This is a genomic window from Nonomuraea longicatena, assembly GCF_039525605.1.
Classification (GTDB): Bacteria; Actinomycetota; Actinomycetes; order Streptosporangiales; family Streptosporangiaceae; genus Nonomuraea; species Nonomuraea longicatena.
In genome coordinates this window covers 58,046-75,895 of the sequence record NZ_BAAAHQ010000007.1, presented here as the reverse complement: position 1 = coordinate 75,895, position 17,850 = coordinate 58,046, and the positions used below count along the sequence as shown (strand labels likewise).

General features: G+C 72.2%; 21 protein-coding genes and 1 pseudogene. 7 read left to right on the top strand and 15 right to left on the bottom strand.

The genetic code is table 11. The annotated features are described in order from the left end of the window. Window positions 1–3: 3 nt before the first annotated feature. Together ABD120_RS08245 and ABD120_RS08240 are read right to left on the bottom strand one after the other, a co-directional pair. Window positions 4–717, bottom strand: coding sequence for a B3/B4 domain-containing protein (locus tag ABD120_RS08245; RefSeq protein WP_343949130.1), 714 nt, complete (start codon window positions 715–717; stop codon window positions 4–6). 265 nt (window positions 718–982) lie between these two features. Then, on the bottom strand, window positions 983–2,167 hold the full coding sequence (locus ABD120_RS08240; protein WP_343949129.1) for an amidohydrolase family protein: 1,185 nt from the start codon (window positions 2,165–2,167) through the stop codon (window positions 983–985). 62 nt (window positions 2,168–2,229) lie between these two features. On the opposite strand from ABD120_RS08240, the gene ABD120_RS08235 reads away from it, so the two are divergent. Continuing rightward, a complete protein-coding gene (locus ABD120_RS08235; RefSeq protein ID WP_343949128.1) occupies window positions 2,230–2,733 on the top strand; it encodes a MarR family winged helix-turn-helix transcriptional regulator in 504 nt (167 codons plus the stop codon). A gap of 265 nt (window positions 2,734–2,998) precedes the next feature. Here the strand turns inward: ABD120_RS08235 and ABD120_RS08230 are convergent, their stop codons facing one another. The 9 genes from ABD120_RS08230 to ABD120_RS08190 all read right to left on the bottom strand — a co-directional run bounded on the left by ABD120_RS08230 (window position 2,999) and on the right by ABD120_RS08190 (window position 10,506). Beyond that, a complete protein-coding gene (locus tag ABD120_RS08230; RefSeq protein ID WP_343949127.1) occupies window positions 2,999–3,343 on the bottom strand; it encodes an RNA polymerase-binding protein RbpA in 345 nt (114 codons plus the stop codon). A 133-nt stretch (window positions 3,344–3,476) separates the two neighbouring features. Beyond that, the gene (locus tag ABD120_RS08225) at window positions 3,477–4,052 is read right to left on the bottom strand and encodes a hypothetical protein (RefSeq protein ID WP_343949126.1); all 576 of its coding nucleotides are present in this window, start codon (window positions 4,050–4,052) and stop codon (window positions 3,477–3,479) included. 211 nt (window positions 4,053–4,263) lie between these two features. Then, entirely contained in the window at window positions 4,264–5,628 is a 1,365-nt protein-coding gene (locus ABD120_RS08220; RefSeq protein WP_343949125.1) for an MFS transporter, read from the bottom strand. Between the two features lie 7 nt (window positions 5,629–5,635). Then, a complete protein-coding gene (locus ABD120_RS08215; RefSeq protein ID WP_343949124.1) occupies window positions 5,636–6,436 on the bottom strand; it encodes a glycerophosphodiester phosphodiesterase family protein in 801 nt (266 codons plus the stop codon). 48 nt (window positions 6,437–6,484) lie between these two features. Beyond that, on the bottom strand, window positions 6,485–7,024 hold the full coding sequence (locus ABD120_RS08210; RefSeq protein ID WP_343949123.1) for a TrmH family RNA methyltransferase: 540 nt from the start codon (window positions 7,022–7,024) through the stop codon (window positions 6,485–6,487). Then, a complete protein-coding gene (locus ABD120_RS08205) occupies window positions 7,021–7,611 on the bottom strand; it encodes a class I SAM-dependent methyltransferase (RefSeq protein ID WP_343949122.1) in 591 nt (196 codons plus the stop codon). The genes ABD120_RS08210 and ABD120_RS08205 overlap by 4 nt, the downstream gene beginning before the upstream one ends. Before the next feature lie 11 nt (window positions 7,612–7,622). Continuing rightward, on the bottom strand, window positions 7,623–8,570 hold the full coding sequence (locus ABD120_RS08200; RefSeq protein ID WP_343949121.1) for a VWA domain-containing protein: 948 nt from the start codon (window positions 8,568–8,570) through the stop codon (window positions 7,623–7,625). Further along, window positions 8,567–9,508: a DUF58 domain-containing protein gene (locus ABD120_RS08195; protein ID WP_343949120.1), complete on the bottom strand. Its 942-nt coding sequence runs from the start codon at window positions 9,506–9,508 to the stop codon at window positions 8,567–8,569. The genes ABD120_RS08200 and ABD120_RS08195 overlap by 4 nt, the downstream gene beginning before the upstream one ends. Next, window positions 9,505–10,506 carry an AAA family ATPase gene (locus ABD120_RS08190; protein WP_343949119.1) on the bottom strand — a complete coding sequence of 334 codons (1,002 nt, stop codon included), beginning with the start codon at window positions 10,504–10,506 and terminating at the stop codon, window positions 9,505–9,507. Before ABD120_RS08190 ends, ABD120_RS08195 begins: the two co-directional genes overlap by 4 nt. A gap of 65 nt (window positions 10,507–10,571) precedes the next feature. Here ABD120_RS08190 and ABD120_RS08185 point away from each other — a divergent pair, with 65 nt between their 5' ends. The 3 genes and pseudogenes from ABD120_RS08185 (at window position 10,572) to ABD120_RS39745 (ending at window position 12,210) form a co-directional block, all read left to right on the top strand. Further along, window positions 10,572–11,309, top strand: coding sequence for a hypothetical protein (locus tag ABD120_RS08185; RefSeq protein WP_343949118.1), 738 nt, complete (start codon window positions 10,572–10,574; stop codon window positions 11,307–11,309). Window positions 11,310–11,351: 42 nt separating this feature from the next. Next, window positions 11,352–12,002, top strand: a pseudogene (locus ABD120_RS08180) (DUF2268 domain-containing putative Zn-dependent protease); the annotation flags it as partial. A 91-nt stretch (window positions 12,003–12,093) separates the two neighbouring features. After that, window positions 12,094–12,210: a hypothetical protein gene (locus tag ABD120_RS39745; RefSeq protein ID WP_425563948.1), complete on the top strand. Its 117-nt coding sequence runs from the start codon at window positions 12,094–12,096 to the stop codon at window positions 12,208–12,210. On the opposite strand, the gene ABD120_RS08175 is transcribed toward ABD120_RS39745, so the two are convergent. Next, entirely contained in the window at window positions 12,194–12,847 is a 654-nt protein-coding gene (locus ABD120_RS08175) for a response regulator (RefSeq protein ID WP_343949116.1), read from the bottom strand. The two genes, ABD120_RS39745 and ABD120_RS08175, sit on opposite strands and share 17 nt — an antisense overlap. Continuing rightward, window positions 12,844–14,046 (bottom strand): sensor histidine kinase, encoded by a 1,203-nt coding sequence (locus tag ABD120_RS08170; RefSeq protein WP_343949115.1) that lies wholly within the window; start codon window positions 14,044–14,046, stop codon window positions 12,844–12,846. Before ABD120_RS08170 ends, ABD120_RS08175 begins: the two co-directional genes overlap by 4 nt. 138 nt (window positions 14,047–14,184) lie before the next feature. Here ABD120_RS08170 and ABD120_RS08165 point away from each other — a divergent pair, with 138 nt between their 5' ends. The 3 genes from ABD120_RS08165 to ABD120_RS08155 all read left to right on the top strand — a co-directional run bounded on the left by ABD120_RS08165 (window position 14,185) and on the right by ABD120_RS08155 (window position 16,274). Further along, window positions 14,185–14,742 carry a ClpP family protease gene (locus ABD120_RS08165; protein ID WP_343949114.1) on the top strand — a complete coding sequence of 186 codons (558 nt, stop codon included), beginning with the start codon at window positions 14,185–14,187 and terminating at the stop codon, window positions 14,740–14,742. 2 nt (window positions 14,743–14,744) lie between these two features. Next, entirely contained in the window at window positions 14,745–15,359 is a 615-nt protein-coding gene (locus tag ABD120_RS08160; RefSeq protein WP_343949113.1) for an ATP-dependent Clp protease proteolytic subunit, read from the top strand. Between the two features lie 153 nt (window positions 15,360–15,512). Then, a complete protein-coding gene (locus ABD120_RS08155; protein ID WP_343949112.1) occupies window positions 15,513–16,274 on the top strand; it encodes a sulfite exporter TauE/SafE family protein in 762 nt (253 codons plus the stop codon). A gap of 186 nt (window positions 16,275–16,460) precedes the next feature. Here the strand turns inward: ABD120_RS08155 and ABD120_RS08150 are convergent, their stop codons facing one another. Further along, window positions 16,461–16,925 carry a pyridoxamine 5'-phosphate oxidase family protein gene (locus ABD120_RS08150; protein WP_343949111.1) on the bottom strand — a complete coding sequence of 155 codons (465 nt, stop codon included), beginning with the start codon at window positions 16,923–16,925 and terminating at the stop codon, window positions 16,461–16,463. A 31-nt stretch (window positions 16,926–16,956) separates the two neighbouring features. Then, window positions 16,957–17,709, bottom strand: a complete 753-nt coding sequence (locus tag ABD120_RS08145; RefSeq protein WP_343949110.1) for a helix-turn-helix domain-containing protein — start codon at window positions 17,707–17,709, stop codon at window positions 16,957–16,959. Window positions 17,710–17,850: the final 141 nt, after the last annotated feature.

Genomic DNA, 17,850 nt, shown 5'->3' with positions numbered 1-17,850 from the left:
AGCTCACCCGGCTCCCGTCCGGAGGGCGATCTCGAAACGCGGCTCGGTACGGGTGAGCGCCGCCGTCCGCACCGGGGTGGCCCAGACCTCCCCGATCGCGGCCGCGAGCGCGGCGGTCAGGCCCGCGACGTCCTCGGCGGCCGACGCGTGCATGCCCTCGGCGACGATCAGGACGTCACGGGTCGTCTCCCGGACGGCCGAGCGCCCGCTCTGCCGGTTCGACCACCGCCGGGCGTGCGCGTGCCCGGCGGCGTCGGCGAAGATCACCTCTCCGGCCTCCGGGTGCTCCGGTTCGCCGGACAGCGTCAGGTACGTCTCGTCGCCGGTGGCGTACCCGACCTGGAGACTGCCGGAGACCCCGGCGAGGTCCAGCGCGGCCACCGGGATCGCGAAGGCCAGCGACACCGCGTTGCAGAGATCGACCAGCGGGTGGATGCTGGGCAGCGCGCCCTCCTTGCGGAAACGCCGCAGCAGCGACTCCGAGGCGCACCGGTATCGTGTGGGCTTGAGCCCCATCCGGGCGAAGGTCCGCCGCCACGCCTGGATCTCGGGCAGGTCGGCCTCCGTCCCGGCCGTGAGCCGCGCGGCGGCCCGTTCGTTGAACGGTTCGAGCCGGGGCTCGACGGCCGCGTCGGCGGTGATCCCGGTGGCGACGAGCACACCGGCGACCAGTTCTGGGAAGTCGGACCAGATCTCGTCCGAGTGCTGGAAGTGCATGTTCCGTTCCGTTGCAGGGGGAGGCTGGCATCGGAGAACGACCCGGCCGGTGTGGTCACATGGTCTCGCAGGGAAGCGGCGTGCACACCGCGACCGGCGAAAACCATGCGACACGACACTGACGGGGCCGTACCCCTGATCGGCACTCTGCCGCCACAATGGCCTGGTTTCCAGGTCCAATGCCGGGCGATCTGAGAGGTCCAATCGCCTCGGCGTCACGGTTTCGGCCGCTGCCGTGCCCCCGCGTCACGGCAGCGGCCGGATCTCACAGGAGTCGCCCCTCGCGCTTGCGGAAGCGTCCGGCCACCAGGACGGTGTCGACCGTGCTGGTGTCGGCGTTGAGGACGACGCCGCCGACCGGGTCCTGCAGACCGGACATCCCCGGCGTGTCCGTACGCAGCAGGATCAGGTCGGCCTGCTTGCCCGGCGTCAGCGAGCCGGTGACGTCGCCGAGCCCGACCGTCCGCGCGCCGTCGATGGTGGCCATGCGCAGCACGTCACGGGTGGTGAAGGCGCCGTTCCCCCGGCCCCGCTCCAGCGCGTACGCCGCGCGCATCAGGCTGAACATGTCCCCGGGGCCGCAGGTCACCGTGTCGGCGCTGAACGACACCGGGGCTCCCGCGGCCGCCGCCCGCCCGGTGGGCGGGTGGCCCATGCCCAGGATCTGCTCGCCCGCCGGGGAGACCGACACGCTGCCTCCGGTGTCGGCGACCCGCTTGAAGTCGTCGTCGGAGTAGTGGATGGCGTGGATGTGCGTGATCGGGCGGTCGAACAGCCCGTTGGCCTGCAGGAACTCCATGGTGCTCCGGGTCCGCTCCGCGCTGGTGATGCCCAGGTGGACGCTCACGGGCAGGTCGAGTTCGCGGGCCAGCCGCCATTCCGCGAGCGCCTGCTCCTCTCCCACGATCTCCGGCCCGAGGGCCGCGATCGCCATGGTGAGCAGCCCGCCCACGTGGGCGTCGCGGGCGCGGCGGGCGTCGGTGTCCTCCGGGGTCGGGCAGTAGCCGAGCACCGCCCGGATCCCGGACGCCTGAAGGGCCTCCACGAGGGCGTCGGTGTGCTCGGGCGTCCGCGTCAGGTGGGTCCAGTCGAGCAGCGTCGTCACCCCGGAGTCGAGGCACTCACGGGCTCCGGCCAGGTTGGCCGCGCGCGCCGCCTCGGGCGTGACGGCCGGGGCGAGTTCGCCGAGCACGACGCGGAAGTACGTCTCAAGGTCGTCGTCGGCGACGATCGCGCGGTAGGAGGCCTGCCAGGTGTGCCGGTGGCTGTCGACGAAGCCGGGCAGGACGAGCATCCCGGTGGCGTCGACGACCTCGGCGCAGTCGTCCGACGACAGCCTGGGGCCGACGGCCTCGATGCGCTCCCCGTCGATGAGCACGTCCGTGCGCTCGCTGACGGTCACCGACGGGGAGGTGTCGATGACGGTGCCGTTCTTGATCAGGATTCGCATGCGCCGAAGACTATCCAGAAAGCTTTTGGGAAAGCAAACTCGTCGGAGGTATCCTCGATCGGGTGGAACACGACGAGGTAGACGCGCTTGCGGCCCGCTGGAGGTCCTCCGGCATGGCGTCCTCCCTCATCGCCGGGCTGGAGCTCAGCAAGCGGCTGACGCGCATCGGGATGCTGTTCGAGCGGGCGTTGAAGGCCGAACTGGCCGAGTTCGGGCTGACGTACGCCGAGTTCGACGTGCTGGCCGCGCTCTCCCGCACCGGGCCGGAGTACCGGATGAAGCCCAGCGAACTGGCCCGGTCGCTGATGCTCACCTCGGGCGGCACCAGCAACGTGCTCCAACGGCTCGGCGCGGCCGGCTACGTCGAGCGGTCGGCGGACGACGGCGACGGGCGCAGCAGGTGGGTACGGCTCACGCCGGAGGGCCTGAAGGTCGCCACGGTGGCCCTGGAGGCCGCCGTGCGATCCAATCGCGAGGTGCTGGACGGTGTCCCGGAACCTGCCGTCCGCCAGGCGGCCGACGCCCTGCGCGAGGTCCTGCGCTCAGTCCGCCGCCACACCCGCTGAGGCGCCTCGGCGGCCGACGTGGACCGGGCGACCGGGCGGCGTCGCGGCGGGGTGGGGTAACGGGCAGGAGCGTCACCCTGGAGGCCGCCGGCGGGCGGCGGCGGGTGGCGGCCGGAGGGCTTCGCCGTAATGGGGAGGCGGGGGGTTTCCCCTGCGACCGGGGGTTTCGCCGCGACCGGGTCTCTCTCGGAAGCGGACGAAACGCGAGAGAGAACGAGAGACCCCCGGACCCATCGGCCCGGGGGTCGTCACCGTGGACTCGTTGTCAGGCGCTCTTACGGCGTTGTGCCCGAAGGACCGCCAGCCTCTCGTTGAGCACCTCTTCCAGATCTTCGATGGACCGCCGCTCCAGGAGCATGTCCCAATGTGTCCGCGGCGGCTTGGACTTCTTCGACTCCGGCTGCTCGCCGTCCAGCCTCACCGCCGTCGCCCCGCAGTTGCGGCACTCCCAGGTCGCGGGAATCTCGGCCTCAGCGGCAAGCGGAACCTCGAACCGATGTCCCTTGGGACAGGTGTAGGACACCTCCTGGCGCGGGGCCAGATCCGTGTTACGGTCATTCTCGTAGCTGGTTGCCCCGAGCCGGGTGCCACGAAGCGCGCGCTCGCCCATGTCTTAATGCCTCCTACAGGGCCCCCGAAAGTGGGGGGACTGTCTCCCACGGTGTCTAACGCTTGATACCGTGATGGGATTCCCACCCGGAGGGTGATCCAATCGCCCTCTCCTTCAGGAGTGGTCGGGAAATTCACGCGGCACGCGAACGCCACACCTCGACGGCCAGCCACAGCGCCCCTGCGGCGATCAGCACGCCGTGTGCGATACGCAGCGCGTACACCGGCGCGAAGAACTGCGGCAGGAAGAGCGCGAACCCCGCCGCCAGCGGCATCCCGCTCCACGCCGACAGCAGCCCGGACCGCTTGATCGCCAGCGCCGCCGTCACCGTGCCCGCCGCGAGCAGCAGCAGCCCGAGCGCGAACATGGTCGCCGCCACCGGGTCCAGCCTGAACTCCTGGGCCACCGCCGTGAGGGCGGCGCCCTCACGGGCCACCACGTTGAGCGCGAACGTCTCGGCGCCGTAGTACGGCAGCGTCAGCCCCGCGCCCACCCAGGTGAGTACGGCGGCGCCCCCGCCCAGCAGCCCGTGCAGGCCGAACATCCCGACGCCGAGCAGGACGAACCCCAACATGGCGGCCACGTGGCCGAGCACCCAGCCCGTGGAGGCGAGGGCGGCCGCGTCGTCGCCGGAGGGCCGGAGCAGAGGGTAAAGCAGGAACAGGACGCCGGTGGCCGCGAACGTCGCGGAGGTGAGACGGGGGGACATGTGCTCTCCGATAGATCTGTCGCTCTGAATCGAGAGCAATGCTCTCTCGTGAGAGCGGCGATGTCAATGCGGATTCACCCTGACAAGCGGTCAGTATCGGCCGGGAACCGCCCCGACGGGTCCATGCGGCAGCAAGCTGACAGCCCGTGGCCGCAAGTGGCCGGACATGAGAAAACCCCCGGGCGACGCCCGGGGGTCGCACCGGAGTGCGCTAGAGACGCTCCGGCACCTCGTTGCCCGCCGCCCTGATCGCCTTGGGCAGGTTGACCGCCGCGAGGACCGCGCCGCCGAGCACGAAGAAGGCGATCAGCGAGATGATGCCGAGCCGGTAGCTGCCCGACATCTGGATCGCCATCCCCAGCGTGAACGAGCCCAGGAACGTCGAACCCTTGTCGCTGATCTCGTAGAGGCTGTAGTACTCCGCCTCCTTGCCCTTCGGGATCACGTGAGAGAACAGCGAACGCGACAGCGCCTGCGTGCCGCCCATGACGATCGCGATGGCGAAACCGAGCGCGTAGAACGCCACGGCGGAACCGGCGGGCAGGAAGTAGGCGATCGCGACCACGACCGTCCAGGCGACCAGCGCCCCGAGCACCACCTTCTTGGCCCCCACCCGCGAGGCCAGGTGACTCAGCAGCAGCGCGCCGCCGAACGCCACGAACTGCACCATGAGGATCGCACTGATCTGCACGGTCTGCCCGAGCTTGAGCTCCTTGTCGGCGAAGGTCGCGGAGAACGAGATGACCGTCTGCACGCCGTCGTTGTACAACAGGTAGCCGACCAGGAAGGCCAGCGTGAGCGGGTAGGAGAACAGCCCCGCGATCGTCTTGCCGAGCTGCCGGAACGACCCGCCGACCGCCTGACCCGCCGACTGGGCCCGAGGCGGCCGCGTCCGCCGGTTGCGCAGCCGCAGCAGGGGGATGATCGTGAACCCGCCCCACCACAGTCCCGCCGAGCTCAGCGCGATCCGCACCGCCGTCCCCTGGTCCAGGCCCAGCGAGTCGGCGCCCAGGAACAGCCCCAGGTGCACCGCCAGCAGCAGGCCGCCGCCGAGGTACCCGAACCCCCAGCCCATGCCGGAGACCCGGTCGCGCTCGCCGGGTTCGGCGATGTCCGGCAGGAACGAGTTGTAGATGACGAACGCGCATGCGAAGCTCACGTTCGCCACCAGGAAGAGCCCGCCGCCCAGCAGGTAGCGGCCGTCGCCGACGAACCAGAAGCACACGGTGGCGAGCGCGCCCGCCATCGCGAAGAAGCCCAGCAGCTCCTTCTTGCGCCCGGTGTGGTCGGCGAGGGCCCCGGCGATCGGCATGAAGACGATCTGCAGCACCGCCGCGATGCCGACGACGAAGGAGAAGTACGCCCCCGGCCGCACGTCGAAGCCGAGCACGTCGACGAACGGCGCCGTGCCCGCCGCGCGTTCGGCGATGTCGATGAGGTACGGCCCGAGGAAGACCGTCAGCACGGTCGTGGGGAAGGCGGAGTTCGCCCAGTCGTAGAAGTACCAGCCCCACTGCTCGCGCTTGCGGGCGGCGGGGGAGTCGTCGAAGACCGCGGGGGGTGTGGGGACGGTCATGCTGCTCCTAGGCGGCCATAGAGCCGGGATGCCAGAGGCCGCGCCGGTCGAGGACCTCGCGCAGGCCCGAGATGTTGTCGGTCATGATGCCGTCGACGCCGAGGTCGAGCAGGCGCTGCATGCGGTCGGCGTCGTTGACCGTCCACACGTGCACCTGCATGCCGATCGCGTGCGCGGTGCGCACCAGCGCCCGGGTCGTCACCCGCAGCCCGCGAAAGCCGATGGGCACCTGCGCGCACGGCACGCCCGAGCGGGCGAGACCGGCCAGCAGTCGCCCGTACCCGGAGGTGGCGGCCGCCGCGCGCAGCGCCGCCACGCCGCGCGGGCCGAGCGAGGAGCAGACCTCACGCCCCATCGCCGCCCTGGCCCGCTGGAGGCGTTCGTCGGAGAAGGACGTCAGGCAGACGCGGTCGTGGGCGGCGGTACGGCGGACCGCCTCGGCCAGCGGCCCGATCGCCCCCGCCTCTTTGACGTCGATGTTGAAGCGGGCCCGGGGGAAGTCGCCGAGAAGGTCCTCCATCAGCGGGATCTCGTGGACGCCGCCGATGCGGGCCTGCCGTACGACGCGGTAGGGCTGCTCGGCCACCCGCCCCCGACGGTCGGTCACCCGGTCGAGAGTGTGGTCGTGGAAGGCCAGCAGCACGCCGTCGGAGGTCGCGTGGACGTCGGTCTCCAGGTAGTCGTAGCCGAGTTCCACGGCCCGGCCGAAGGCGGCGGCGGTGTTCTCCTCACCCTCCGCCGCGCCGCCCCGATGGGCGAAGGCCAGCGGAAGCGGGTGGTCGAGGAACGCGAAACGACGGCTGAGCACGGCTCTGAGTATGCCTTTCCGAAGCGGGACGGTGGATGCGCCTGAAGGTCACGAATCGGGTAGCGCCGCCCATTCCTGGCGGCGCGTCTCCGACAGGGCCATGGCGGCGGCCACGGCCACGTTGAACGAGCCCACCCGGCCGACCTGCGGGATGTAGCAGGCGCCGTCGGCGGCCTCCAGCAGCGCGGGGGAGCAGCCGTGGTCCTCGCTGCCGAGGACCAGGCACACGTCGCGGTCGAGGTCGGCGCGGAAGATCGGCCGCGCGTCCTGCGTGAGCTCGATCGCGAGTACGGCGTAGCCCTCGTCGCGGGCCGCCTTGACCGCGTCGAGCGCGGGCACCGCGTCGTGCCAGGTGACCAGCCGCTCGGTGCCGAGCGCGGTCTTGCCCGCCTTGGGGTTGGTGGGCGGGGTGGCGTTGCCCGCCAGCCAGATCGTGTCGACGCCGAACGCGGCGGCGCTGCGGAAGATCGACCCGACGTTGAAGGGGCCGGTCACCGACTCCAGGATCAGCGCGATCCGATGCTCGGTGCCGCGCCGCCAGGTGCGGTTGAGCCGCTTGACGTCGGTGGGCCGTAGTTGCCTTCTCATCGTGTCACCTTCAGGATGCGGTAGGCGGCCCGCGAGGCCACCCGGGTGGCCTGCCAGCCCTGCTCGCCGAGCCAGCGCTGGAGGGAGTCTGAGCCGAGATGCCGCTGGACGACCAGGTGGGCGGCGCCGTCGGAGGTCAGCCGCGACAGCCAGCGGGTGAGCATCGCGTGCAGCGCGGGCTTGCCGATGCGGATGGCCGGGTTGGACCAGATCGCGGCGAAGCGCACCTCGTCCGGCACCTCGTCCACGTGGACCGCCCGCACCCCCGGCAGGCCGGCGGTCTGGGCGTTGCGTCCGGTCAGCTCCACCGAGCGCCGGTTCACGTCCACCGCCCACACCCTCGCCTCCGGCGCCCGCGACGCCATCGTCAGCGCGATCGGACCGTAGCCGCAGCCCAGGTCGAGCAGATCGCCCCGCGCCGGCGGCGGCGGCACCGTCTCCAGCAGGACCCGCGTGCCAAGGTCGACGCGCTCGGGGGAGAACACCCCGCTGTCGGTTTCGAGCCGCAGGTGCAGGTCGGGCAGGACCAGCGTGACGGAACCCGGCCGGTGCCCTGCGTCCGGCCGCTCGGAGAAGTAGTGCCCCACGTGGTGAAACGTTACGGGATCCGCGCACCCAGCCAGACCGACGCCCCCGCGACCAGCGCCCCGACCAGCACCGCCGCCACCACGAACCAGTGCGTGACCTCCTGGGTGGACAGCTTGTAACCCAGCGAGGTGCCGATCTGCTCGTAGACCTCGCGCAACTCGGTGCCGGACTCCGCCGCGTAGGCCCGCCCGCCGGTCCCCTCCGACAGCGACTGCAGCGTCTGCTTGTTCACGGGCACGTTCACCTCGCGGCCGTCGATGGTCACGGTGCCCTCCTGCGTGCCGTACGCGATCGTCGAGACCGGGACGCGGGCCGAGGTGGCCGCCTCGACCGCCTCCTGCACCGAGCGGCCCGAGGTGTTGTCGCCGTCCGACAGCAGGACGATCGCGGCCGGCGGCGGGTCGTTGGCGGCCTGCTGGTCGAAGGAGCGGATGGAGTCCAGCGCGTTGAAGACCGCCTCGCCGATCGCCGTGCCCGGCTTGGTGGTCAGGCTGCCGATCGCGGTCACGACCGCCTGGTGGTCGGTGGTGGGCGAGATGACCACGCCCGCCGAGCGGGCGAAGGCGACCACCCCCAGGTTGAAACGCTCGGGCAGGTCACGGGCGAACGCCTGGGCGGCGCTCTTGGCGGCGGTGATCCGGTTGGGACCGACGTCGCCCGCCTCCATCGACAGCGACACGTCCAGCGCGACGATGACGGTGGCCCGCTCGCGCGGCACCCGCACCTGGTCGGCGGGCCGTGCGGCGCCGACCACCAGCAACCCCATCATGAGCAGGAACAGCAGCGGCGCCAGATGCCGCCGCCAGCCCGGCCCCTTCGGCGCGACCAGATCGAGGAGGGCCAGGTTGGTGAAGCGCACGGTGTAGCGGCGGCGGGCGAACTGCGCCGCGGCGTAGGCGGCGGCCAGGGCGGCCAGCAGGGCGAACAGCCACAGCCAGCCCGGCGACAGGAAGGTCAAGAGCCCGCCCTCCGGTGCGACAGGTGCGCCATCCGCCTGCGGCGCAGCACGAACTGGGCCACGTCGAAGACCCAGTCGCGATCGGTGCGCAGCACCAGGTGCGCCGCACCGGCGCGGCGCAGGGCGGCTCGGGTGCCCTCCCGCTGCAGCGCCGCCGCCTGCGCGTACGCGTGGCGGATCCGGGGTGAAAGGTGCACCTCGCGTACCTTCCCGGTCTCGGGGTCGGCAAGCGCCACCCGTCCGACGTCGGGCAGGTCGAGCTCGCGGGGGTCGATCACCTCGACCGCCAGCACCTCGTGCCGGGCCGCCAGGCGGCGCAGCGGTCGCTCCCACTCGCGTTCGGCCTGCGGGTCCAGGGTGGGGCGGGTGTCGAGGAAGTCGGAGACGACCAGGCGCAGGCCGCGCCGCCGCCGGGTGGCGGCCAGCACGTCGACGGCCTCCGCCAGGTCGGGGGCGTCCGGCACGACCCGGCCGCGCGGGGCCTCCAGCAGGGCGTTCAGCAGGCCGTACAGGGCGGGTCTGCCGGTGCGCGCGGGCAGCCGGTGGATGTACTCGTCGTGCAGCACCAGCGCGCCGAACCGGTCGCCCAGGCGGCCCGCGAGGAAGCCGATCGCGCCGATCGCGGCGACGACCAGGTCGCGCTTGTCGGTGTCCGCGGTGCCGAAGTCCATGCTGGGCGACAGGTCGGCCAGCGCCCAGGTCTCCAGCTCGCGGTCGGCGACCAGGTCCCGCACGTGCGGGACGGAGGTGCGGGCGGTGACGGCCCAGTCCATGCGGCGCACGTCGTCCTCGCCGGGCACGTACACGCGGCTGTCTCCGGCCTCGCTGCCCGGACCGGGCAGCAGCCCCCGGTGGGCGCCGTGCAGCAGGCCGTCCAGCCGGCGGGTGACGGTGAGCTCCAGGCGGCGCAGCGCGTGCTCGCCGCTGCGCAGGCTCATCGGTTCTGGTTCCAGACGACCAGCGGCGGCGGTACGGCGTGCAGGATCTGCCTCACGATCTCCTCCGGGTCGACGCCGTCGGCCAGCGCGTCGAAGGTGAGCATCAGCCGGTGGCCCATCACGTCCACGGCCACGTCGCGCACGTCGTCGGGCAGCAGATAGTCGCGCCCGCGCAGCAGCGCCAGCGCCCGCCCGGCGGCCACCAGGCCGAGGGTGGCGCGCGGGCTGACGCCGATCTCGATCGTGTCGGCCAGGTCCGGCAGGCCGTACTCGGCGGGGGAGCGGGTGGCCATCACCAGCCGGACGACGTAGTCGGCGACGAGTTGGTGCACGGAGACCCGCTCGGCGGCGTCCTGGAGCCCGGCCAGCGTGCCGGGGTCCAGCACCCGCTCCGCGACGGGCGGCGTGACGCTCATCCGGTGCAGGATCTCAAGCTCCTCGTGCGCGCTCGGATGCGGGACCCGCACCCGGAACAGGAACCGGTCGCGCTGCACCTCGGGCAGCGGATAGACGCCCTCGGACTCGATCGGGTTCTGGGTGGCCAGCACGATGAACGGCCGGGGCAGCGGGTGGGTGACGCCCGCGAGCGTCACCTGACGCTCGGCCATGACCTCCAGCAGCGCCGACTGCACCTTGGCGGGCGCCCGGTTGATCTCGTCGGCCAGCAGGAAGTTCACGAAGACCGGGCCGAGCTCCACGTCGAAACGTTCGCTCGACGGATGGAAGACGCGGGTGCCGACGATGTCGCTGGGCACCAGGTCCGGCGTGAACTGGATGCGGGCGAACGTGCCGCCGGTCACGGCGGCCAGGGTGCCCGCGGCCAGCGTCTTGGCCACGCCCGGCACCCCTTCGAGCAGGCAGTGGCCGCGCGCGAGCAGCGCCACCACCAGCCGCTCCACCATGTGCTCCTGGCCGACGATCACCCGCCTGACCTCGTCGAGGCTCTTGCGCAGGACGGCCGGGTCGATCTCGCTGGGCAGCTCTTCGGCGACGGTCATGAGGGATATTCCACCAAACGCGCCGCGAACCTGCACGCAGGTGCCCCTCGTGCTTTCATGTCGTTGTGCCCAGTCCGCTGCAGCATGGCGATCCGCCCCACCTGGGGCCGTTCACCGTGCAGGCCCGCCTGCTCGTCGCACCCGCCGGGTTCGTCTACCTCGGCCGCGCGCACGACGGGCAGGAGGTGTCGCTGGCCGTCCTGACGCGCGGGGCGGCCTTCGACGCGGCCGCCCGCGACCGGTTCGTCAACGGCATCCGCCAGGCCGCGCCCGCCGGCGTGCGCGGGTTGCTGGGGCGGGCCTCAGGCGTGCCGCAGGTGCTGGCCATGGACACCGGGCGGGCGCCGTGGGTGGCGGTGCCGTACCAGCCGGGACGGCCGGGGGCCGAGCGGTTCCTCACGCCGGTGCTGGTCGGCGGGATGCTGATCGGGCAGGCGCAGGGCCCCGACTTCGCGCCCTACTGGCTGGGCGACCGGGCCCCGGCACTGCCCGGCCCGCCGCCGCCCGCCCGGCCGCTGACCGAGACCACGCGGCGGGTGCTGCTCGCGCTGGCCGTCCTCGTGGGACTGGTGCTGGCCGGGCTGCTGATCGCCCTGGTGCTGCTGGCGGGCAGACAGGACGGCCAGCAACTGCGGCAGCCGCTGCCGCCGACCGTGCAGGTGCCGACCCCGCCGCCGACGCCCGCCTCGCCCGAGCCGAGGCAGCCGACGCCCTCGCCCTCGCCGTCGCCCAGCAGGAGCGGCCAGAGCAGCACCCCCGGACCCACGTCCGGCGACGACGCCGGGGACGACAACCCGATCTGAGGGTTGAGTCTCCGGTTACGCGAGGGTCTAGCGTCCGGCCTCATGGAATTCATCGTTCACGACACCCTGTCGGTCATGGGCCGGCTGCTGCGCGGGCCGCTGGAGAAGCGGCCCGACGCACTGCGGGAGATGCTCGCGCCGCTGTGGTCCGACATCCCCGCCCAGATGGCGGGCGACGTGATCGCCACCCACCACGACGGCGGCGGCTTCCGCGTCGACGCCGACGACCCGCGCTACGAGGAGGCACTGGCGGAGCTGGAGTCCGCCGACGTCCTCGGCCGGATCGAGCACGAGCTGACCCGGGCCGCCGACCGGCTCGCCCACCTCGGCGGTCCCGGCGGCACCCAGGTGATGTTCGTCCTGGGCAACCCGGACGACGCCTACCTGATGAACGTCTCCGGCGGCTACCTCGGCATGGGCGGAACGCCCGGCTGGCTGTACGTCATGGCCTGGCCGACGCCGGAGAACCTCGGCCGCATCGCCCACTGCGCCGTCCACGAGCTGCACCACCGGCTGCGCCACCACGTGGTCGGCTGGGACCCGCCCACCGTCACCGTCGGCGACCACGTGGTCTCCGAGGGGCTCGCGGAGGCGTTCGTGCGCGAACTGTCCGGCCCGGAGGCGATGGGGCCGTGGTCGGCGATGGTCACCGGCGAGGCGCTGGAGAACGCCTACACCGCGATCATGGCCGACATCGACCTGCAGGGCATGTGGAACACGCCCGCGTACGTGCTGGGCGACGCCGCCGCGGAACGGTTCGGCGCAGCCGAAGGGCATCCCGGACATGGCCGGGTACGCCGTCGGCCTGCGGCTCGTCGACGCCCACCTGGCCGCCACCGGCATGACGGCCACGGAGAGCTCGGGTCTGCCCGCCGCCGACATCCTCAAGGCGAGCCGTTGACCGGCACGAACCCCGACTCGTAGGCGGCGATCACCGCCTGGGTGCGGTCGCGGGCGCCGAGCTTGGTCAGCACGTTGCCGACGTGGGTCTTGACCGTCTCGCCGCTGACGACCAGTTCGGCCGCGATCTCGGCGTTGGACAGCCCCCTCGCCATCAGCCGCAGCACCTCGCCCTCCCGGCCGGTCAGGCGGCCGATGCCCGGCACCTCGGCCCGGGCGCCGGGCCGGGCCCCGGCCAGCGCCCGGATCGCGGCGGGGAACAGCAGCGACTCGCCCTCGGCCACCAGCCGGATCGCCTTGACGAGGTCGTCCGGCCTGGTCCGCTTGAGCAGGAAGCCGGCGGCGCCCGCGCGCAGCGCGTCGTAGATGTGGTCGTCGTTCTCGAACGTGGTCACCACCAGCACCTTCGGCGGGTCGTCCAGGGCGACCAGACGCCTGGTCGCCTCGATGCCGTCGAGGACGGGCATGCGCACGTCCATGAGGACGACGTCGGGCCGCACGCGCCGGACGACGGGCAGGACCTCGGCGCCGTCGGCGGCCTCGCCCACCACGGCCAGACCGGGTTCGGACCCGACGATGACGCGCAGGCCCGTCCTGATGAGGGCCTCGTCGTCGGCGATCACGATCCTGATGGTCATGGGCTCGACCGTAGCGGCAACCGGACGGACACCCGCCACCCGCCGCCGCCGTCGGAACCGGCCGCGAAGTCGCCCCGCAGCAGCCGGACCCGCTCGCGCATCCCGGTCAGGCCCCTGCCGCCGCCGGGGGCGGCCATGTCGGGGGCCGCAGAGGGGGCCGGGCGGTTGGTGACCTCCAGGGTCAGGTCGGGGCCGGTGACGGCAGCGGTGATCCGTACGGGGCCGTCGCCGTGCCTGATCGCGTTGGTGAGGGCCTCCTGGGCGATCCGGTAAGCCTCGCGGGAGACCAGGGCGGGGACCGAGGACAGGTCGCCGACCTCGGCCTCGACCCGCGCGCCGGAGGCTTCGACCAGGCGGCCGAGGTCGGCCAGCGTGGCCTGCGGCCCGCGGCCCGCCGCCTCCTCCCGCAGGACGCCGAGCACGTGGTCGAGGTCCTCCAGCGCCGAGCGGGCCGACTGCTCGATCGCGGCCAGGGCGTTCCTGGCGGTGGCGGGGTCGCTTTCGAGCACCCGGCCGGCGGCGGCGGCCTGCACGGTGACGACGCTCAGCGCGTGCCCGACCGAGTCGTGGAGCTCGCGGGCCAGCCGGTTGCGTTCGGCCAGCGTCCGCGCCCGGTCCTCCGCCTCTGCCAGCCGTTCGGCCGGGGTGGGGCCGAGCAGCGCGGGCGCGGCGGGGGCGAGCAGCGCGCCCGCGCCGCCCACCAGGAACACCAGGACGACCAGCAGGGCGAGCCCGCTGAGCGTCCACGTCGGCCAGGGCAGGCCGAGCGAGGACGGCGACCCCCCGAACGGCCCCATGGGGTCGCGCCAGGGCAGCACCAGCGATGCCGCTGTGAACGGCACGATCGCCAGCGTGCAGCCGCTCACCAGACCGCCGAGCCCCAGATGCAGGGTGAACCAGGCGGCGGTGCGCCGCCGCTCCTGCCAACTGCGCCGCGACTCGCGCGGCGGCGTCTCGACGGGCACGCCGAGCAGTCCCTGGGCGACGCTCACCTCCAGCGCCCGCACCGGCAGGAACAGGCCGGTGAGCGCCACCACGGGCAGCACGGCCGCGAACACCCCGAGCTGCAGTGGCAGCAGCAGGTTGACGGACTGCCCGGCCAGCCAGCCCAGGACGAGCACGCCCGCCATCATGTACGGCATCAGTAGGGCACCGCCCAGGATGAGGCCCACCCACCGGCGGGCCAGACGCTTTCTCACGCCGGCGATTATATGTCGAGTTGAATTCGCGCCCGGCGGAATGCGCCTTCAGTGAAATCTTCCGTGAGCGAAAAGAATCGGAATTCAGCGCCACCGGGCTTATCTTCGAGGAAATTGCACGCAACGGAAGGAATCCCGATGGCGGAGCTCAAGCAGTGGTCGGAGCAGCTCGGACAGCGTCTGCTGAAGGAGCGCATTCTCGTTCTCGGCCAGGAGGTCGACGACGAGATCTGTAATCGGCTGTCCGGTGAGTTGCTTTTGCTGGCGGCAGAGGACCCCGCGGCCGACGTGACGCTTTACATCAATTCGCCGGGTGGTTCCGTGTCCGCGGGCCTGGCCCTTTACGACATGATGCGGTTCGTCCCCTGCGATGTGGCGACGGTGGCGATGGGCTTCGCCGCCTCGATGGGGCAGGTGCTGCTCGCGGCCGGAACACCGGGCAAGCGCTTCGCCATGCCCAACGCCCGCGTGGTCATGCACCAGCCGCTCGGTGGCATCGGCGGCTCGGCCAGCGACATCCAGATCCAGGCCGACAACCTCCTCTACACCAAGCGGCGGCTGGCCGAGATCATCGCCGAGCACACCGGTCAGCCGTTGTCCCGCATCCAGGAGGACTCCGACCGCGACCGCTGGTTCACCGCGCAGGAGGCCCTTGAGTACGGCATCGTCGACCACATCGCGAACGGAGTGCGCTGACCATGAGCGGCCGCTACATCCTTCCGTCCTTCACCGAGCGCACGTCGTACGGGGTGAAGGAGCTCACGCCGTACAACAAGTTGTTCGAGGACCGGGTGATCTTCCTCGGCACCCCCATCGACGACACCGCCGCCAACGACATCATGGCCCAGTTGCTCACGCTGGAGTCGATCGACCCCGATCTCGACATCAACCTCTACATCAACTCGCCCGGCGGCTCCTTCACCGCGATGGCCGCCATCTACGACACCATGCAGTTCGTGCGGCCGCAGATCCACACGGTGTGCATCGGGGAGGCGGCCTCGGCGGCGGCGGTCCTGCTGGCGGCCGGGACGCCGGGCAAGCGGGCGGCGCTGCCGCACGCGCGGGTCCTGCTCCACCAGCCCGCCACCGAGGGCGCGCGCGGGCAGTCGAGCGACCTGGAGATCCAGGCGCGCGAGATCCTGCGAATGCGCGACCAACAGGAGGAGATCCTGGCACGGCACACGGGGCGGGCACAGCTCGACATCCGGCGGGACATCGAGCGCGACCGCGTCTTCACGGCCGAGCAGGCGCGGACGTACGGGCTGATCGACGACATCTACGCCTCGCGCAAGCGCTCGCTCGTCGCCCGCTGAGGGGTCTGGGGCTCTTCCTGCGGGGCGCCTCAGCGGCCCGTGACGAGGCTCGCCGCCGTAGCGCGGTGCCGTTCTCTGTTTACCCCGGCGAGAACCGGATTTGAGTCGATCTATACGCTCATGGCGGGATCGGGTGCCTTCCGGGGGAGTGGCGTGTCGCTGGAACTGGTCGTGACGGTGCTGGTGGCGGCCGTCGTCGCAGGGTGGGTGGACGCCGTCGTCGGAGGCGGCGGGCTGGTCCAGTTGCCCGCGCTCATGGTGGCCGGGATCTCGCCGGTCGAGGCGATGGGCACCAACAAGCTGTCCTCGGTGTTCGGCACCACCTCGGCCGCCGTGACGTACGCCCGCAGCACCAAACTGGACCGGGAGGTCGCACTGCCCGCCGGGGCGCTGGCCGTGCTGAGCGCCGGGCTGGGCGCGTCGGCGGCGGCGGCGATCTCCGCCGAGGTGCTGCGGCCGGTGGTGATGGCGGTGCTGCTGGGGGTGGCGGCGTTCGTGGCACTGCGTCCGGCCCTCGGCCGTACGCCCGACCCGCGGCTGCGCACCCGCGCGCGGCTGCTGACCGCGATCGCCGTCACCGGGGTCGGCATCGCCTTCTACGACGGCATCATGGGCCCAGGTACGGGCACCTTCCTGATCATCGCCTTCACCACCATCCTCGGCCTCGACTTCGTCAACGCCTCCGCCACCTCCAAGATCATCAATGTGGGAACCAACGTCGGCGCGCTGGTGGTCTTCGGCGCCGACGGCCACCTGCTGTGGGGCCTCGGACTCGGCATGGCCGTGTGCAACATCGCCGGAGCCCAGCTCGGCGCCCGGATGGCACTCAAGCGCGGCACCGCGTTCGTCCGCGTGGTCCTGCTGTGCGTGGTGGCCGCGATGGTGACCCGACTCGCCTGGCAGCAGTTCGCCTGACCACCCCCTACTGCTCCGGACGCGCCCGTCGCCGAGATGGTTCCTCGACGTCGCCCGCCGTGACCAGGCCCGATCTGACGGGTCCGCTGATCGCGGCCTCGACGAGCAGTTCGTGATCGGCGTGGCGGACTCATCCGGCTGCGGTGAACAGCCGTCGGGGTCATGGGAGAGACCAGCCCGTACGGATCACCGCGCGGGAGCGCTGCGCCACTCGCCGTCGGTCATCAGGTCGCGCCCGGCGAGCTCGTTCACCTCCCGCCAGGCCTGCACCTGGATCGGGACGATGCGGTAGTAGGCGTAGCCCCGCGAACCGCGCGGGTCGAAGCCCGCCTTGGCGGCGAACGCGTCGCCGACCTCGGCCGGGATGTCGGCGGTGGGCGTCACGTCGCTCACCCGGGCCTCGATCAGGACGACGTCGCGGGTGTGCCCGAGCGCCACCCGCACCCTGCCGGTGGCCTCCAGGAACCGGCCCGTCGGCGTGGCGCGGGACGTGGAGACCAGCAGCGCCCGGCCGTCCCACAGGAACGACAGCGGCACCAGGTACGGCAGACCGGCCGGGTCCGCGGTGGCGAACCAGGCGTCGATGTCGCGCTCAAGGCGTTCCACGGTGTCGCGGAGGCGCTGGTCGAGGCTGCGGGCGGGAGCGTTCATGAACGCCAACGTAACGCATGGGCGGGACCTTTCACCCGCTGAGGTAGCGGCCGGGGGTGGTGCCCACCGTACGGCGGAAGGCCGCGAGGAACGCGCTGGCGTTCGCGTAGCCCACGGCGTGCGCCGCCTGTGACACCGGCCTGCCTTCGGCCAGCAGCGGCAGGGCCGCGCGCAGCCGTACGTGGGTGCGCCAGCGCTCGAAGCTCACCCCCGTGTCCTGGACGAACAGCCGGGTCAGCGTGCGGCGGCTGACCCCGACGGCGCGTGCGTGCGCGTCGAGCCCGCGCGGGTCGGCCGGGTCGGCCAGCAGGGCCTCGGCCACGGCCCGCACCCGCGCGTCGGAGGGGGCCGGGACGTCGATCGGCAGCGCGGGCAGCGGACGCAGCAGGTCGAGGACCACCGCCTCGGCCCGCAGCCGGGGGGCGTCGGCCAGGTCGTCGCGGGACAGGTAGCCGATGAGCTGGGCGAGCAGCCCGTCGACCCCGACGGCCGTGGGCCGCGTCCAGTCGAGGTCGCACCGCCGGGGGTCGAAGTAGAGGCTGCACAGCACGGCGTCGCGGGTCGCGCCGGTGCGGTGGACGACGCCTGCGGGCAGCCACAGCGCCCGCGTGGGCGGCAGCACCCAGTAGGCGTCGCCGACGGCGACGCTGAGGACCCCGCTGCGCGTCCACGCGAGCTGGTGGTGGGTGTGCTCGTGCGCGGGGATCCACTCTCCGGACGCCAAGGGGAAGTGCCCGACGATGATCACTCCGATGCCGGGCGGCACGGCGGTGTCGAGGGTCATGCGTTCCAGGCTATGTCCTCAACGCGATACTGTCTGGCCCCGTCGCGGATTGTGGCCAGACAAACCGGAAAATAGCGTCGTCACGTGCGTAATTCCCCTTCTCTTTCATCGAAGCGCCGCCGTGGCGCGGCGCTCGTCGTT

Bases quoted from the DNA above. Each gene is read 5' to 3' on its own strand.
- ABD120_RS08150 (WP_343949111.1), bottom strand. From the start codon at position 16,925: ATGAACGCTCCCGCCCGCAGCCTCGACCAGCGCCTCCGCGACACCGTG.
- ABD120_RS08190 (WP_343949119.1), bottom strand. From the start codon at position 10,506: ATGACCGTCGCCGAAGAGCTGCCCAGCGAGATCGACCCGGCCGTCCTG.
- ABD120_RS08240 (WP_343949129.1), bottom strand. From the start codon at position 2,167: ATGCGAATCCTGATCAAGAACGGCACCGTCATCGACACCTCCCCGTCG.
- ABD120_RS08160 (WP_343949113.1), top strand. From the start codon at position 14,745: ATGAGCGGCCGCTACATCCTTCCGTCCTTCACCGAGCGCACGTCGTAC.
- ABD120_RS08225 (WP_343949126.1), bottom strand. From the start codon at position 4,052: ATGTCCCCCCGTCTCACCTCCGCGACGTTCGCGGCCACCGGCGTCCTG.
- ABD120_RS08165 (WP_343949114.1), top strand. From the start codon at position 14,185: ATGGCGGAGCTCAAGCAGTGGTCGGAGCAGCTCGGACAGCGTCTGCTG.
- ABD120_RS08195 (WP_343949120.1), bottom strand. From the start codon at position 9,508: ATGAGCCTGCGCAGCGGCGAGCACGCGCTGCGCCGCCTGGAGCTCACC.
- ABD120_RS39745 (WP_425563948.1), top strand. From the start codon at position 12,094: ATGGCCGGGTACGCCGTCGGCCTGCGGCTCGTCGACGCCCACCTGGCC.
- ABD120_RS08220 (WP_343949125.1), bottom strand. From the start codon at position 5,628: ATGACCGTCCCCACACCCCCCGCGGTCTTCGACGACTCCCCCGCCGCC.
- ABD120_RS08210 (WP_343949123.1), bottom strand. From the start codon at position 7,024: ATGAGAAGGCAACTACGGCCCACCGACGTCAAGCGGCTCAACCGCACC.
- ABD120_RS08175 (WP_343949116.1), bottom strand. From the start codon at position 12,847: ATGACCATCAGGATCGTGATCGCCGACGACGAGGCCCTCATCAGGACG.
- ABD120_RS08145 (WP_343949110.1), bottom strand. From the start codon at position 17,709: ATGACCCTCGACACCGCCGTGCCGCCCGGCATCGGAGTGATCATCGTC.
- ABD120_RS08245 (WP_343949130.1), bottom strand. From the start codon at position 717: ATGCACTTCCAGCACTCGGACGAGATCTGGTCCGACTTCCCAGAACTG.
- ABD120_RS08230 (WP_343949127.1), bottom strand. From the start codon at position 3,343: ATGGGCGAGCGCGCGCTTCGTGGCACCCGGCTCGGGGCAACCAGCTAC.